A 15,384-nucleotide genomic window follows, 5' to 3' on the forward strand; every position below is an offset into this window, starting at 1 on the left:
ACCTTTTTTGTTGTTATGCCTGTGCCATTTGCACCGCTTGTTCTATATCTACGGCAACCATACGCGACACCCCTGGTTCTGCCATGGTTACCCCCGTCAGTCTACCCGCCATTTCCATAGCGACCTTGTTATGACTGATATAAATAAATTGCACTGTTTGCGACATCTCTTCAACCAAACGACAAAATCGCCCTACGTTTGCGTCATCAAGCGGTGCATCTACTTCATCCAGCATACAGAATGGGGCTGGATTAAGCCTGAATATTGAAAACACCAATGATAATGCGGTCAGCGCTTTTTCTCCACCACTTAACAGATGAATTGTCGAGTTTTTCTTACCAGGCGGCCTTGCCATGATAGAAACACCACTTTCCAGCAAGTCATCGCTAGTCAATTCTAGATATGCATTCCCCCCACCAAACACTTTAGGAAACAACTCGGCTAAATCTTCATTCACTTGATTAAAGGTGGCACTGAAGCGGGTTTTGGTCTCTTTATCAATTTTTCTGATCACCGCTTCTAACGTTTCTAACGCATTAGTGAGATCATCCAGCTGTGTATCTAAATAGGTTTTGCGTGCCTTCGCTTCTTCAAACTCTTCAATTGCAGCTAAGTTCACAGCCCCTAACTTATCAAGATCATTACTAACTCGGCTTAAATTAGCTTGATACTGCCCCAAATTTGCATTCTCAGGTAATTGCGCCAGCTCCGCTTTTAGCGTCCGGCCAAGCTCCTGTATGGGTTCAAGTGCCGCTTGCGCCTTTATCATCAAGCTTTGCTCTTCAAGTTTCACTTGTTGCAAAGACTCATTGAGTTTACCCACTTCGCCTTGCGCATCTTTTAATGCCGCTTGTTTTTGGGAAAGGTTTTCCTTGGCTTGGTTGAGCGTATCCAACATCGTTTGTTTTTGCGCCTTGGCTTCTAGATGTTGGGCGAGCAATAATTCAATGTCTTCATGCGCCTTCGCGAGCGGCTCTTCACAAAGCAAAATATCTGCTTGTGTTTGCTCGATGCGCTGGTTTATTTCATCGCGACGATGTTGCAAGTGTTCCAATTTAGAATTGCTGAGCTGTAGTTCACTTTCTGCCTGCTGTGATGCAAGTTTAGTGGTATGAACTAATTGCTGTGCTTCTTGTAATGCGGCGCGTCGAGATTGACTATGTTGTTTAAACTCGGCCAACTTAGCCTCGGCCAGTTGTTGTGCTTGTTGTGCTTGCGCTAGCAACTCATCACGTTGTAATTGCTGTTCAGTATAAAGTTCAAGTTGTTCGATGACCTCAGCTCGTTCTTGAGCAGTGGCATCAAGTTGTTCTTGAATTTTCTGTCCTTGCTCACGCCAAGTGCTCAGATTCTCATCCAGCATTTCAATTTTGGTTTTATGGCTGGCGATTGCTTGTGCTTTTTCGTGAACGCATTGCTGTGTTTCCAATAAGCCAGCTTGCGTGTCTTCAAGGGCAATACGTTTTTGTGCTACAGCCTGCTCGGCCTCTTTGGTGAGTTGTTGTAAATGAGGAAGCTGAGATTGGCATGACTGCAATTGGGCATAGCGTTTTAACACGCCACTCTCTTCATTGCTTTTCGCCTTAGCCTTAAAGTTATCCCCCACAATAACGCCACTGACCGTCACGCCGAGAAGAAATTGTTCACACGATTTAAAGTCTGTAGGTTCAGCGCATAATTTTATTTTCGTTAAAAAGCAGGGGAACAGTCCTGAGCTTATTTTTGTCGCGACGGAATCAACGGGAACTTCGAGTTCGATGGGCCATAGCGTATTCATTTCGCTTTGCTCAACGACTAAATGCGTCAACCCAAGCAGTGCCGCTTCCACGCATTCTTCATACCCAGACTCGACAACAAGCTGCGATAACATAGTCGCAGATGAAGCCTCCGATGTTTCCTCTGCCCAGCGTGATAACGCTTTTATTTCAGATTGCACTTCTTGTAACGCCTGGAGCGCTTTTTGAGCATGAGCCTGTGCCAGTAAGATTTCCTCTTTATTGGCTTGCTCTTGGCCTTGCAACTTACCAGCTTGGCTTTGTAATTTAGCCATCGCTTGAACCAGCTGATGATGTGCATCCTGAGCTTCAGCCAAGTCATTTTCCAACATAGATGCGTGATGCGCGTCTGCCTGTTCCAGCAGCTCAGCCTGACGCTTGTCTACGTGCAGTTTAGCTTGCTGTTGTTGCACTAATTGGCTTGCCCCTTGCTGTACCTGAGCATGTATTTGTTGGTACTGCTTATGTGCGCCACTAAGCTGCGCTTCTAACTGAGCCTGCTCAGTGTCACTTTGCTCGTTTGTGAGTTGAGTTTCTTCCAGTTGCAATAGCGTAATTTCAAGTCGTTCAGAAGCTTCCGCGACTTTTTCAGCGCTGCTCGCCACATACTCGGCTTGCTCGTCTTGCGCCTCAATCACTTCTTGCTGTTGTGATTTCAGTATTTGAGACTGCTCAATAAGCTGACGCTTTTTATCAGTTAGATTGACTTTCTGTTGCTCAAGCGTTGCCAACTGGGTTTCAATTCGGTGCACGCTATGTTGTGCTTGCTCATAGCCATCATTGAAATGCTTAATCTCATGTTCTAACGTCGCTAAAATGCTGTCATGACCACTGTGAGCTTCATTAAAAAATGCTAATTTTTCATTGAGTTTGGCAATTTCTTTGGCTTTGATTGCCTGCTTTTGCTCAAGGCTTTGCCACTTTAAAATCGCTATCCAAGACTTTAAGTCACGCTCTTGCGACTTTAAAGACTTATATTCGCTCGCCTGTTGTGCTTGAAGTGCCAGTTTATCTAGCTGAATCTGTAGCTCTTGCCTAACATCGAGCAAACGCTCCATGTTTTCTCGGGTACTCTTGATCCGAGTTTGGGTTTCTCGTCTACGCTCTTTATATTTTGAAATCCCGGCGGCTTCTTCTAAAAAAACTCTTAACTCTTGCGGCTTACTCTCAATCAAGCGAGAGATCATCCCTTGCTCTATAATTGCGTAACTGCGAGGACCTAGGCCAGTACCCAAAAAGATATCCGTGATATCGCGCTTACGGCACTTACTCCCATTTAAAAAATAAAGAGATTGGCCATCTCGCGTTACTAAGCGCTTAATGGCAATTTGATTACGATCTGCAAACGTGCCGGGCAACCGGCCTTGAGTATTATCAAAAATCAGTTCTACAGAAGCTTGCGAGATAGGTTTACGTTTGGTCGAACCGTTAAAAATAACGTCCGTCATGGCATCGCCACGGAGATTTTTCGCAGAGCTTTCACCCAGTACCCAGCGAACCGCATCAATAACATTAGACTTACCACAGCCGTTTGGCCCAACCACACATGTCATCTGGTCAGGAAACGGGATCTTGGTTGGCTCTACGAAAGATTTAAAGCCGGCCAGTTTGATGCTACTCAGTCGCATAGCTTATTATTGTTGTTCGCGGTTACTTTTGAGAATAAGGCAATTCATTAGTAAGATCTATGAGTTAGCAATGACAGCGTTTAATATTATCCAAAATGATCCCGGTAGCCATCGCCACATTCAATGACTCAGCACCACCAAACGCAGGAATAGTCACCTTTTTATTGATGTGCGCCGCTATGGCATCGCTAATACCATGAGACTCGCTGCCCATGACCAACACGGCATTACGACTAAATTGGCACTGATGCACACTTTCACCACCAAGAAATGCTCCATAGCATTCGCCTTGATATTGCTTTAAAAAGGCCTCGAGATCGGTTCTCACCACATTAACACGCACAAATGAGCCCATGGTGGCGCTGATCACTTTAGGGTTAAATTGATCCGCGCAGTTTTCGCTTACCACAAGCTGCGTTAATCCATACCAATCGGCAAGACGAATAATGGTACCGAGATTACCCGGGTCTGAGACTCCATCTAATGCTAACACCAACCCTGCTGTATTGATTTCTTCTGCCGGCGGCATTGCAACGACCGCTATCGCCGCATTATTTGATACCAAAGTACTCACCTTGCTCAGCATTTCCTCTTCTGCTTCTACACAGGTAATATTAACGAGTTTGGATTTATACTTTGTCATGAACTCATTGGTCGCGAACAACTGTTCAACAGCCAACCCAGCATCAACTAACTCAATCACATTCTTCTCGCCTTGTACTAAATACAGGCCATGTTGCTTGCGATATTTTTTTTGCCCTAAAGCACGAAGTAGTTTTTGTTGATTCTTGGAGATCATGTGCACCTCAAAAGTTGGATTTACCATTATACCTGTTCAGTATCAGATAAAAAGCGTTTCAACGAGGCATTAAGCTAAGAAATTATGTTATCTTGTGCCGAATGACACACAAGGCATAGAGGTAATCATGTCACCTGAGCTAACGCTTATTTTACTCAACTTTATTCTACTTTTTGTGGCCTATGTATTCGTTTACCCAAAGTTAAAAGAGAAAAGCCTCGCCAGTATCAGCAAACAAGATTTATTGGTTACTGCGGTTTCTTTAGTCGTGTCTGGAAGTTTGTACTATGGCAAGGATATCGAATTTTCGTTAGTGTTTTTTAAGAGTAATTGGGTGGTGTTTACGATTGTCGCATTTAGCGTGATTGAAATCCCATTTTTACTGTGGTTTAAACGTCGCTATAACATTAAGTTCGGAGAGTAATAGAGAGGTAGCTACGCCTCTCTATTCGATTATCACTCAGCTCGCTTTTCGCGACCAAGCAACGCCATCGCGGCTTCTTTCACATCTTTTTGCTCATAAAGCACTTGATAGATCTGCTCGGTGATCGGCATTTCAATACCTGTGCGTTTGGCAAGTAGATAAACTTCTTTGGTATTACGATAGCCTTCGACCACCTGACCTATACTCGACATCGCCTCATCGACCGACTTTCCCGAGCCAAGCGCAAGACCAAAGCGGCGATTACGCGACTGGTTATCCGTACAAGTGAGAATCAGGTCACCCAGTCCTGCCATACCCATAAAGGTTTCAGAACGCGCGCCTAAAGCACATCCTAAACGACAAAGTTCAGCAAGTCCTCGGGTAATAAGCGCCGTTCTGGCATTGGCACCAAAACCAAAGCCGTCAGACATGCCCGCGCCAATTGCGATAACGTTTTTGACCGCGCCACCGAGCTGAATACCAATAAAGTCTTCGTTGCTATACACCCGAAACGAGCGACCGCAATGCAACAGCTCAGCAAGCTCTTCACGAAACTTTGCACAAATCGAAGACACTGAAATAGCAGTAGGTAACCCTGCGGCCATTTCTTTTGCAAAAGTAGGTCCACTTAGCACCGCCAGCGGCACATCGTCACCTAACACGTCCAGTGCAACCTCTTGCAATAATCGCCCAGTGTTTGGTTCGAGCCCCTTGGTTGCCCAAGCTACTTTTGCATTCTCAAGTAGCATAGGTTTAATCTTCTTCAAGGTGTCTGCAAACGCATGACTTGGCACAACCACCAAAATACGCTCGCTAGACTTAACAGCCGTTTCTAAATCGGCCTCAAGTTCAAGCGTGTTTGGAAACTGGATGTCAGGAAGATAACGTTGGTTTTTACGCTCAGCTGCTAGCGCCTCAACGTGTTCGCTATTGCGTCCCCATAGTGTCACTTGGTGACCATTTCGGGCGAAACAAATAGCAAGGGCGGTGCCATAAGACCCCGCCCCCAATACAGTTACAGCTGATTTTGCTGTACTCATCAATTATGCGTCAGCAGTTTGCTCAGGCTGTGCTTGAGCCGCACGTTGCTGCATGTACTGAGCGAATAATGCGTCAAAGTTAACTGGCGCAAGGTTTAACTGTGGGAAAGTACCACGGTTAACTAGGCTAGCTACCGCTTCACGCGCATATGGGAATAGAATGTTAGGGCAGAATGCGCCTAGCATGTGTGCCATTTGCATTTCTTCAAGATCTGCAATTGCAAAGATACCTGCTTGTTGGATTTCACATAGGAATGCAGTTTCTTCACCAATAGTTGCCGTTACCGTTAGCGCTAGAACCACTTCAAAAACGTTGTCATCAAGCTTTGCTGAACGTGTATCCATGTCTAGCTTAACTTCTGGTGTCCACTCTTTTTGGAAGATACCTGGTGAGTTTGGCGTTTCAAACGATACATCTTTAGTGTAGATGCGTTGAATGTTGAACTGAGCGCCTTCTTGTTGTTGTTCTGCTGCTTGGTTTTGTTCTGCCATGATAATTTCCTAAATTCTGTTTTGATCCTGCTAGTTCCTAGCAGTCATTATAAAAAGTAAGCTGAGCTAAAGCTCAATCAATCTTATGCTTGTAATAGCTTATCGAGTTCGCCTTGCGCTTCAAGCGCCATCATATCGTCGCAACCACCAATATGGCGCTCAGCGATAAAGATTTGTGGCACGGTATAGCCACCGTTGGCTTTTTCGATCATCTCGTCACGAAGCTCAGGCTGTGCGCCAATATCATACTCAGTGTATGTGACACCTTTTGCATCTAATAGTGCTTTTGCACGATGACAAAATGGACAATAGTCTTTGGTATAAATTACGACTTGGCTCATCATAGACCTCAGTTATTTTCCGTTAGAGATTGGTAAACCCGCACTTTGCCATGCGCCAATACCACCTGATAATACGTACACTTGCTCGAATCCAGCTTTGTGCATGTTATCAGCAACAGCAGATGCCGTCATACCTGTGTTACAGACCAATATAATGGGCTTAGATTTATGTTTTTCAAGACCAGCAAAATCTTTTTGCTTGAGTTTTTCCGCATTCACCTGCTCAGAACCTGCAATGTGACCTTGGTTAAACTCTTTTGCTGCACGCATATCGAGTACCTGACCATCTTGGCGGTTAACAAGCATAGTCAACTGCTGAGGATTAATTTGTCTAATTTTAGAAAACTGACTTTTAAACCAACTACTCACTAACATCGCGGCTAACACAACCCAAATGATGCTAAGTACCGGATGGTTACCTAAAAACGCAACGTATTGTTCCATTAATTTATCAACCAAAAATTATTAAACGATAAAGTGGCAGCAAGTATACCTGCTTTATTCTCGACAAAACAGACTTGTTCAACATGAGCAAATATCAATCTCAAAGTAGATAATTCATCGCTGTGGGGCTGAATATTCATACAAAAACAGGTATTCTACTTGTCAGCAACCAGAGCAAGCTTATCGAAGCGCTGCAGGCCAAGTTAGTTAATCTAACCTTGTAGCGTTTGCTATAAGACATCAACATCGTGCCTAATTCAGGATTTCAGGAGCGCAAATGACAGCTAAGAAAAAGCCATTGGTATTAATGATTTTAGACGGTTGGGGCTATCGCGAAGAAAGCGAGAGCAATGCTATTTTAGCAGCCAATACCCCAGTATTAGATGAACTATGGCGCTCTGCTCCACACACCTTGATTTCAGGCTCAGGCCTTGATGTTGGTCTACCGGATGGACAAATGGGGAATTCCGAAGTTGGCCACGTTAACCTCGGTGCGGGACGTGTGGTTTATCAAGACTTCACGCGGATCACTAAAGCGATTGACGATGGTGAGTTTGAGCACAATCCAGCTCTGGTTGAGAATATCGACAAAGCAGTGGCAAAGGGCAAAGCCGTTCACCTAATGGGATTATTGAGCCCAGGTGGTGTTCACAGTCATGAAGATCACATTGTTGCAGCGATTAAATTAGCGGCTGAGCGCGGTGCAACCGTCTATTTGCACGCATTTTTGGATGGCCGCGATACACCGCCTCGTAGCGCACAAGCGTCAATTGAGAAAATGGAAGCCTTGATGCAGTCACTCAATTGTGGCCGCCTAGCGTCTATTATTGGTCGCTACTATGCTATGGACCGTGACAATCGCTGGGACCGTGTCGAGTCTGCTTATAACCTGATGGTAAGTGGCGACGCTGATTTTACTTATCGTAATGGCGTTGAAGCGCTACAAGCAGCTTACGCGCGTGATGAAAATGATGAGTTTGTTAAAGCATCAGTGATCACCGAAGCTGGGCAACCTGCCGCAACTATCAATGATGGTGATACGGTTATCTTTATGAACTTCCGTGCAGACCGAGCGCGCCAGATGACCCGTGCTTTTGTCGATGCTGACTTTAATGGCTTCGAAAAACGCAAAGCACCGGACCTAAGTGCGTTTGTTATGATGACTGAGTACGCTGCCGACATTAAAGCCCCTATCGCTTTCGCGCCTGAAGCACTTGTCAATGTGCTAGGTGAATGGCTAGCTAAGCACAACAAAACTCAGCTGCGTATTTCAGAAACGGAAAAATATGCCCATGTCACTTTCTTCTTTAGCGGCGGTCGCGAAGATCTCTTTGAAGGTGAAAAACGTGAGCTTATTCCTTCTCCACAAGTCGCCACTTACGACTTGCAGCCAGAGATGAACTCAGAAATGCTAACGGATAAGTTAGTTGAAGCCATTCATAGCGGTGAATTTGACGTCATTATCTGTAACTACCCGAATGGTGATATGGTTGGACACTCTGGTGTATTCGAAGCCGCAGTAAAAGCATGTGAAGCCGTTGATAAGTGTATCGGTCGTGTGGTTGCAGCGTTAAAAGAAACCGGTGGTGAAGCTCTGATCACAGCAGACCACGGCAATGCTGAGCAAATGCAAAACCCGAAAACGGGCCAAGCTCACACAGCACACACTAGTGAGCCTGTACCATTTATTTATGTAGGTCGTGATGCAGAGCCACAAGCAGGAAAAGCACTAAGCGATGTTGCACCAACGATGCTGCATTTACTTGGTATGGAGCAGCCTAGCGAGATGACAGGCACTCCAATTATGCGTTTAAAATAACGGCCTGCCTGTATGCCGTTAAAAACGACATTTCACTATGCCGCACTTCTCGGTGCGGCATTACTCATGCCAACAGCGCCCGCTGTTGCCAACGAATCTAGAACCAAACAAGACTTAAGCGAAGTTCAGCAACAGCTTAAAGCTAGCCAACAAGCGTTAGAAAAGCAGCGCGGTGAAATTAACAGTCACGAAGCCAAGCTCAAAGCCTTCGAACTTGATATCGCCAAAAGTGCCAAAGCTATCTCACTCACAGAAGTAGGGATCAAAGAAAACCAAACCGAACAGGCCAAACTCAAAAAGCAAGAAAGCACGCTGTTAAACGACAAGAAAAAATTTGAAAAGATCCTTGCGGCTCAGCTAAAAAGTGCCTACATGACAGGCTCTCATGATTATTCCAGAATGTTACTTAATCAAGAGCATGCAACAAAGCTCGAGCGCACCATTGCCTATTATGATTACCTAAATAAAGCACGCATTAAACAACTCGAACAGCTCAAATCTATCGGCCAAGAATTAGCACAGACTCAAGCTGAGTTAGCACGAACACAAGCACGCTTAGAAGCGCTACAAAACCATCAAAATGAACGCTTGGAAGCGCTCAAAAAGGCGCAGAAAGAACGCCAAAACCAGCTTGCAAACCTAAATAACAAACTCAGTGAAACACGCTCTGCTATCGCATATTTAAAAGAAAATGAGCAAACCTTAATCCAAACTTTAGAAGAGCTTGCCAAGGCACAAAGAGAAGCCGAAATACGCTTAGATGGACTAGCCAGACTCAAAGGCAAAATGAGTTTACCGGCCAAAGGTAGAATTAAGCATAAATTCGGCCAAAGCAAGCATGCAGGCATGAATTGGAAGGGCGTCCTCATTGGCGCAAAAGAAGGGGCTGAAATTGCGAGTGTCGCTCCCGGTCAAGTTGTGTATGCAGATTGGTTAAATGGCTTTGGCTGGGTTATTGTGCTTGATCATGGGCATGGTTTTATGAGCCTATACGGCCACGCTCAAACACTGCTTCGCGATGTTGGCGATCAAGTTCGCAGTGGTGAAGTGATCGCTTTGGTAGGACAAAGCGGCGGACAAAGAGATCCTGGTCTATACTTTGAAATACGGCATAAGGGAAGCGCTGTAGATCCGATAAAATGGTGCAGATCCAGTTAACTGAATAACCCGTGCTGCACCTTGATGAGGAGCAGCACATGAATAGACAAACCCGTTTTTACGCGCTTGCAGCGCGCTATGTTGCATTATTAAGCTTCCTGCTTTTGTTAAGCTTTAGCGCTTTTAGTCACGCGTCTACACAAAAGTTTTCGGCTCAAGAAATCGATGAAATCCTGTATCATATCCACACCTATTATGTTGAAGACTTACCTCTCAGTCGCTATAACGCAGGCAACTTGTCGAGTCTCTTTGATAATTTAGACCCCTACTCTAAATACCTCAACGAGGAAGACTTGGAATCCATCTTCAGTGCAGCAAATGGGCGCTACACAGGGCTTGGTATTGAAGTCGAAGAGCAAGATAATTACGTGATTATCTTGGATACCCTGCCCAACTCACCTGCGGCTCAAGCAGGAATAGAGAGCGGTGATAAACTCCACGCAATCAATGGCGCTAATGTCACGGGCAAATCGATAGAAGAAGTGTCTGCCCTACTCAAAGCTGCAAATAAAAACCTCATCAATTTAGTGGTATTAAGACAAGACGAGTTAGTTGCACTTGAGCTTAAACGCCAAGAGATAGTCATTGAAAGTGTCGCCAGTAAACTCTTAAACGACGGTACCGGTTTTTTGAGCGTCAACAGTTTTAACCACCACACCTATCATGATGTTGCAAGACACATAAACCGACTACAAGTACAGTTAGGCAGTCCATTGAAAAAGCTGGTTATTGATTTACGTGACAACCCCGGCGGTACACTTAATAGTGCAGTGGCAATCTCAGATCTTTTTTTAGATAGTGGCACAATCGTCACGACCAAAGGCCGCTTCTATGACGCCAATCAGGCTTACATTGCAAAGCGGGGAGATATTTTAAATGGTGCGCCTATTTTGGTATTAATCAACAATAATTCCGCTTCAGCGGCCGAGATTTTAGCCGCCGCACTCAAGGATAATAAACGTGCCTTAGTCGTTGGCTTACGTTCCTATGGTAAAGGCTCGGTTCAATCCTTGATCCCGATTGGCAATGGTACTACTGCATTAAAGTTAACGACAGCGAGATACTACACACCAGCAGGTACATCAATTGAAGGTAAAGGCATAGAGCCCGATGTATATTTTACCAAACAAGCGCTTTCCCTGTTGGATAAAAGCGCTATAATCACTGGTGAAGAATCAATCAAAACAACAGGTATTGAACAGCTAGCATCGCATTGGCCTAAGGCGCTGGCGTTAGTTCAATCACAGTAAATAAAAAACAGCCCTGTAGGGCTGTAAACTATAATAATAATTTGTGTGCTAAAAAAAATAATCGGGATAATACTGGCCTGCATGACTTTTGCAGTGCCAGCAAAACAGTTTGCCATTGTTATAGACGACATTGGCAATCACCAACGTGACTTAGAGTTGCTGTCTTTACCGGGTGGGATCACCTTTTCGATCCTGCCCCACACCCCTTTTTCTCAACAATTTGCCTTTGCAGCCAGCCGCCAACAACGCGAGCTTTTATTACATGTGCCAATGCAGGCACAAGACACGGAAAAGGCCCTTGGCCCGGGCGCATTAACTATCGATATGGAAAAGTGGCAGTTGCAAATGACACTTGGCAATGCGCTATCAACACTGCCTCAGGTTAAAGGCGTAAACAATCACATGGGCTCAGCATTAACAGAACAAATAGAGCCAATGAAATGGACAATGGAAATACTAAAAAAGCGCGGATTATACTTTTTAGATAGCCGTACCACTAGCCACAGCCAAGCCCAATATGCTGCCAACCTTTACGGCGTAAAAAACGTCGCTCGTCAGGTCTTTCTAGACAATGACATATCCACAAAGGCACTCAACAAGCAGTGGCAACATATGCTTAAGCTACTTGATAATCACGAGCATGTTATTATCATTGCGCACCCATATAAGGAAACCGCCGCCTTTCTTGCAGCCAAGTTAGCTGAGCTTGAAAGTATTGATGCCAAACTTGTTCCCGTGTCTCAACTGGTTGAACAAAAATACGTACGACTTGCAGAGATTGCCGAGCAACACGCTATTTCCGGACAATTAAGACTCCAAGAATAAAGATTAACAATGATTATCATCAGACAATTTCAAAGCGGCGAAGAAGCCGTGTTACGCAAGCTTATGTTTGACACAATACGCTCGGTAAATATACAGCATTACTCAAATAGCCAAGTTAATGCATGGGCACATAGCGACGTTGTCGATAAAGGCTGGCAAGACCGATTAAGGAGCAATCAACCCCTCGTCGCCGTGCTAAATGGTAAAATTGTTGGCTTTGCCGATATCCAAGCTGACGGTCTTATTGATCACTTTTTTTGCCATGCAGAACATCAAGGGCAAGGCATAGGTAAAGCACTTATGCTCGCACTCTTAGAACACAGCAAAATAACCAACACAACGCGTTTATTTTCCCATGTTAGTAAAACGGCTAAACCTTTCTTTGAACATTTTGGCTTCCAAGTGATAAAGGAACAACAAGTGAACGTTCGCGGCGAAGTATTAACCAATTACCTGATGGAAAAGGATATGCCCGCCTACTAGGGCCTGTTGATCTTTCAAGTTTGTTTTTGCAGCAGTTTGATTGGTATTTATACAAGGCTGAGCCAGCGTAGCATAGTCATTCTATGTAAGTCTGGCGATAATACAGTAGAAATGCTAATCAAGCGCTGCCCTTTGGGTTCATCTGAGTGCGCTTTGTTCATTGTTGCTCAACTTTTGCCTAGATTACTAGGCGGCAAGTCGAGCGTCGCGACCAAAACACACTCAGAAGAACAAAAATCAAACAGCAAAGGTCAACAGGCCCTAGCAGGCATACGGACTATCTCCCCTAGTCTATGGGCGCAAACTGCGTTGGTAAGGCACTAAATTGCAAGGATGGATTTTGCTTCATCCACTTTTTCTTATTAGGGATTTGGATCTTAAACTCATCATCCGTCACAAACTTTTGAGTTTTACCCTTCTCATCCACAAACTGAATTGATGCAGGCTCGGTAAATGTAAACTCTAGTTCATCAAAGCTTGGAGCAAACCAAGACAAGCTACCTGCCATCAACTCAACAAAAGCGTCCATATCCTCTAAAAGGATAAACAAATCGCGATACATAACCTGCTGCTTAGTCAACGGCGCTATATCCGTATTGACCATAATCGCAACGGCATCTTTTTCTTGATTGATCACTAAATTAACTTGATCAGCACGTGACTGCGGGAGAATAGGTAAATTAATATTGCCGTCTTTGTCTATGATACCACTGGCAATGATCTTGCCATCTTGCTCCAGCCAAAGTTTAACATCCTCTAGCGCGATATCAGGCTGCTTCACTTCCACTGTAAATTTAGACAAGATATATTGCGACTGCGCTTTGTTGGCGATTAAATCTAGAATTTGATTAATCTCACCATATTCAACACTTCGCTCAGCAGCGAAAACCGAATTGCAAAATAAGCTCGCAACAGCACCTAACATCAGTAACTTTTTCATTGGGTTATCCTTTCTTATTGTTGTCTTCATAAGAGGAGTTCTTCGAGAAATAGTTCAAAACTTGATCTCAATTCCATACATGCCAAATAGATCAGGCTAAACTCAACATAAGCATATGGAGTGAAAAGGAGTAGCAGATGACCCAAACCGTAGCTGATTTAATGACCCCAGATCCGTTCGCAGTGATTGCTGAAAATACCTTGCAAGATGCGCACAATTTAATGAAAGAAAAAAATGTTCGTCACATTCCAGTGATTGACGAAGCAGGAGCCTTGGTTGGTATGCTCACGCAAAAGATTATGATCGCCAAGGTAATGGGAATAATGGCAACCTATGGCGCAAATGCGCTTGCAAGAAAAGAAAAGCAAACAAAAGTACAAGATATTATGGCGACCGATTTTGCGAGCGTGCGCCCAAGCCAATCACTACAAGATGTGGTGCGCTTTTTTGTCGATAATCGCCATGGCTGTATGCCTGTGGTAGACGAGCAAAACAAATTGGTTGGAATACTAACATCATCGGACTTTGTGCGACTCGCTGCTGCACTTTTGTCTTAAACGTGGTAACAAGCGAGTGTATTCCACTGTCTCGCGGAATACACTCAGCTAACGGCATGATTAGGCTTTTTCTTGAAGCGTTCTCGCTACGGTTCTCATACCTAACGTCGTTGCACCTGCAGCCCATTGACCACTAGCGCTATTTTGGAAAGAAGCCGCAAGATCAATATGCACCCAGCCTTGACCTTCATTTGGTACAAAGCGAGACAGGAAACCCGCTGCATTTGATGCACCACCAAAGCCGCCACCTTTTTGGGCTCGGCTGTTAGCTGTATCCGCATAAGGCGATGGACAGTTATTTTGATGCCACTTTTCTAGAGGCAGTGGCCACGCGGCTTCAAATTCGTCACTCGCGAACTGCTGTACATCACCGACAAGCGCTTTGTCTAAACCAAATAGCGCATTGTACTCTTGGCCTACAGCAACGAGCGCAGCGCCCGTTAATGTCGCGGCATCAATAATAAGCTCTGCGCCTGTTTCACCGGCAGCCATCAAGCCATCAGCAAGCACTAAGCGACCCTCTGCATCGGTATTTACGATTTCCACTGTGGTACCATTTTTGTAGGTAAGAATATCACCTAACTTATAGGCATGGCCTGAGATAAGGTTTTCAGCACAACATAGGAACAACTTAACACGACGGTCAAAACCACGTTGAATAGCCAGCGCTAAACCAGCCGTTACGGTTGCCGCACCACCCATATCACACTTCATCGTAAGCATGCCTTCGCTTGGCTTAATCGAGTACCCACCTGAGTCAAACGTGATCCCTTTACCCACAAGTGCCGCACTAACTGGTGCGTCATCATTACCTGTTGGGTTGTAGTCAAGCTCAAGCAACACAGGAGGACGCTCACTGCCGCGTCCCACTTCGTGGATACCAATCCATTGCTGCTCCAACAGCGCGTCGCCTTTAATGATTTGATAGCTAACATGCTCAGGTGCCAATGACTGAATAAACTCAGCCGCTTTTCCAGCAAGGCTTTCAGGATAAATATCTTCGGCCGTCCCGTTGATCATCTGACGCATCCATGTTGCCGACGCTTTTAATGCATCAAGCTCTTTTAGATCTGACTGGTCGTTGTCAACAAACACCACACCATCTAATGCCTTTGGTGACACAAAACCTTGATAAAAAGCCCATTGAGATTCAGTACACCACAAGTCACCTTCTAGATGAACTTGTTTAATCCCTTGTTGTGCGATGCTACGAGCCGCTTTTTGAATATTTTTCAGCGTTTCGTCTTGTTGTAAATGGATAAAAGCACCGTCCTTTTCAAACGACAATGCAGCACCAGCAGATAAATACTCTGGTTTTGCGTCTTCACTCAGTCGTACAATAAATTTCTCTGACATTCTCTTTTCACTCTTGTGCTTGTAAGTGTGGTTAAGTGTACACTAGCCACTAA

The 15,384-nt window shown here is 44.7% G+C and carries 16 protein-coding genes; 8 read left to right on the plus strand and 8 right to left on the minus strand.

Features of this window, described 5'->3' with window-relative positions; all coding sequences use genetic code 11:
- Positions 1-13 precede the first annotated feature (13 nt).
- The gene (locus A587_RS0104320; RefSeq protein ID WP_017216553.1) at positions 14-3,403 is read right to left on the minus strand and encodes an AAA family ATPase; all 3,390 of its coding nucleotides are present in this window, start codon (positions 3,401-3,403) and stop codon (positions 14-16) included.
- Between the two features lie 64 nt (positions 3,404-3,467).
- Positions 3,468-4,202, minus strand: coding sequence for a TrmH family RNA methyltransferase (locus tag A587_RS0104325; RefSeq protein WP_026000876.1), 735 nt, complete (start codon positions 4,200-4,202; stop codon positions 3,468-3,470).
- Positions 4,203-4,329: 127 nt separating this feature from the next.
- Here A587_RS0104325 and A587_RS0104330 point away from each other — a divergent pair, with 127 nt between their 5' ends.
- Complete coding sequence (locus tag A587_RS0104330; protein WP_010378819.1) at positions 4,330-4,626, plus strand: hypothetical protein; 297 nt, start codon at positions 4,330-4,332, stop codon at positions 4,624-4,626.
- Positions 4,627-4,658: 32 nt separating this feature from the next.
- Here the strand turns inward: A587_RS0104330 and gpsA are convergent, their stop codons facing one another.
- From gpsA to A587_RS0104350, 4 genes are all read right to left on the minus strand, one after another.
- On the minus strand, positions 4,659-5,666 hold the full coding sequence (gpsA, locus tag A587_RS0104335) for an NAD(P)H-dependent glycerol-3-phosphate dehydrogenase (protein ID WP_010607583.1): 1,008 nt from the start codon (positions 5,664-5,666) through the stop codon (positions 4,659-4,661).
- 3 nt (positions 5,667-5,669) lie between these two features.
- Complete coding sequence (gene secB / locus A587_RS0104340; protein ID WP_010607582.1) at positions 5,670-6,158, minus strand: protein-export chaperone SecB; 489 nt, start codon at positions 6,156-6,158, stop codon at positions 5,670-5,672.
- Positions 6,159-6,241: 83 nt separating this feature from the next.
- Positions 6,242-6,499: a glutaredoxin 3 gene (gene grxC / locus A587_RS0104345; RefSeq protein WP_010378807.1), complete on the minus strand. Its 258-nt coding sequence runs from the start codon at positions 6,497-6,499 to the stop codon at positions 6,242-6,244.
- Between the two features lie 12 nt (positions 6,500-6,511).
- Complete coding sequence (locus A587_RS0104350; RefSeq protein WP_010378806.1) at positions 6,512-6,943, minus strand: rhodanese-like domain-containing protein; 432 nt, start codon at positions 6,941-6,943, stop codon at positions 6,512-6,514.
- 277 nt (positions 6,944-7,220) lie between these two features.
- Between A587_RS0104350 and gpmM the strand changes: the two genes are divergently transcribed.
- From gpmM to A587_RS25385, 6 genes are all read left to right on the plus strand, one after another.
- Positions 7,221-8,762, plus strand: a complete 1,542-nt coding sequence (gene gpmM, locus A587_RS0104355) for a 2,3-bisphosphoglycerate-independent phosphoglycerate mutase (RefSeq protein ID WP_017216556.1) — start codon at positions 7,221-7,223, stop codon at positions 8,760-8,762.
- A 12-nt stretch (positions 8,763-8,774) separates the two neighbouring features.
- Entirely contained in the window at positions 8,775-9,920 is a 1,146-nt protein-coding gene (locus A587_RS0104360) for a murein hydrolase activator EnvC family protein (RefSeq protein ID WP_017216557.1), read from the plus strand.
- A 38-nt stretch (positions 9,921-9,958) separates the two neighbouring features.
- The gene (locus A587_RS0104365) at positions 9,959-11,170 is read left to right on the plus strand and encodes a S41 family peptidase (protein WP_017216558.1); all 1,212 of its coding nucleotides are present in this window, start codon (positions 9,959-9,961) and stop codon (positions 11,168-11,170) included.
- Positions 11,171-11,251: 81 nt separating this feature from the next.
- Positions 11,252-11,995 (plus strand): divergent polysaccharide deacetylase family protein, encoded by a 744-nt coding sequence (locus A587_RS0104370; RefSeq protein WP_017216559.1) that lies wholly within the window; start codon positions 11,252-11,254, stop codon positions 11,993-11,995.
- A gap of 9 nt (positions 11,996-12,004) precedes the next feature.
- Positions 12,005-12,478, plus strand: coding sequence for a GNAT family N-acetyltransferase (locus A587_RS0104375; RefSeq protein ID WP_017216560.1), 474 nt, complete (start codon positions 12,005-12,007; stop codon positions 12,476-12,478).
- A gap of 111 nt (positions 12,479-12,589) precedes the next feature.
- Entirely contained in the window at positions 12,590-12,802 is a 213-nt protein-coding gene (locus A587_RS25385; protein WP_083838431.1) for a hypothetical protein, read from the plus strand.
- Here the strand turns inward: A587_RS25385 and A587_RS0104380 are convergent.
- Complete coding sequence (locus A587_RS0104380; RefSeq protein ID WP_017216561.1) at positions 12,765-13,418, minus strand: DUF2987 domain-containing protein; 654 nt, start codon at positions 13,416-13,418, stop codon at positions 12,765-12,767. The genes A587_RS25385 and A587_RS0104380 overlap by 38 nt on opposite strands.
- Positions 13,419-13,555: 137 nt before the next feature.
- Between A587_RS0104380 and A587_RS0104385 the strand changes: the two genes are divergently transcribed.
- Positions 13,556-13,975 (plus strand): CBS domain-containing protein, encoded by a 420-nt coding sequence (locus tag A587_RS0104385; protein WP_010378791.1) that lies wholly within the window; start codon positions 13,556-13,558, stop codon positions 13,973-13,975.
- 60 nt (positions 13,976-14,035) lie between these two features.
- Here A587_RS0104385 and pepB read toward each other — a convergent pair whose 3' ends face one another.
- Positions 14,036-15,331 carry an aminopeptidase PepB gene (gene pepB, locus A587_RS0104390; protein WP_017216562.1) on the minus strand — a complete coding sequence of 432 codons (1,296 nt, stop codon included), beginning with the start codon at positions 15,329-15,331 and terminating at the stop codon, positions 14,036-14,038.
- Positions 15,332-15,384: the final 53 nt, after the last annotated feature.

Origin of the sequence: Pseudoalteromonas sp. NJ631 (genome assembly GCF_000276645.1) — a bacterium.
GTDB lineage: Bacteria > Pseudomonadota > Gammaproteobacteria > Enterobacterales > Alteromonadaceae > Pseudoalteromonas > Pseudoalteromonas piscicida.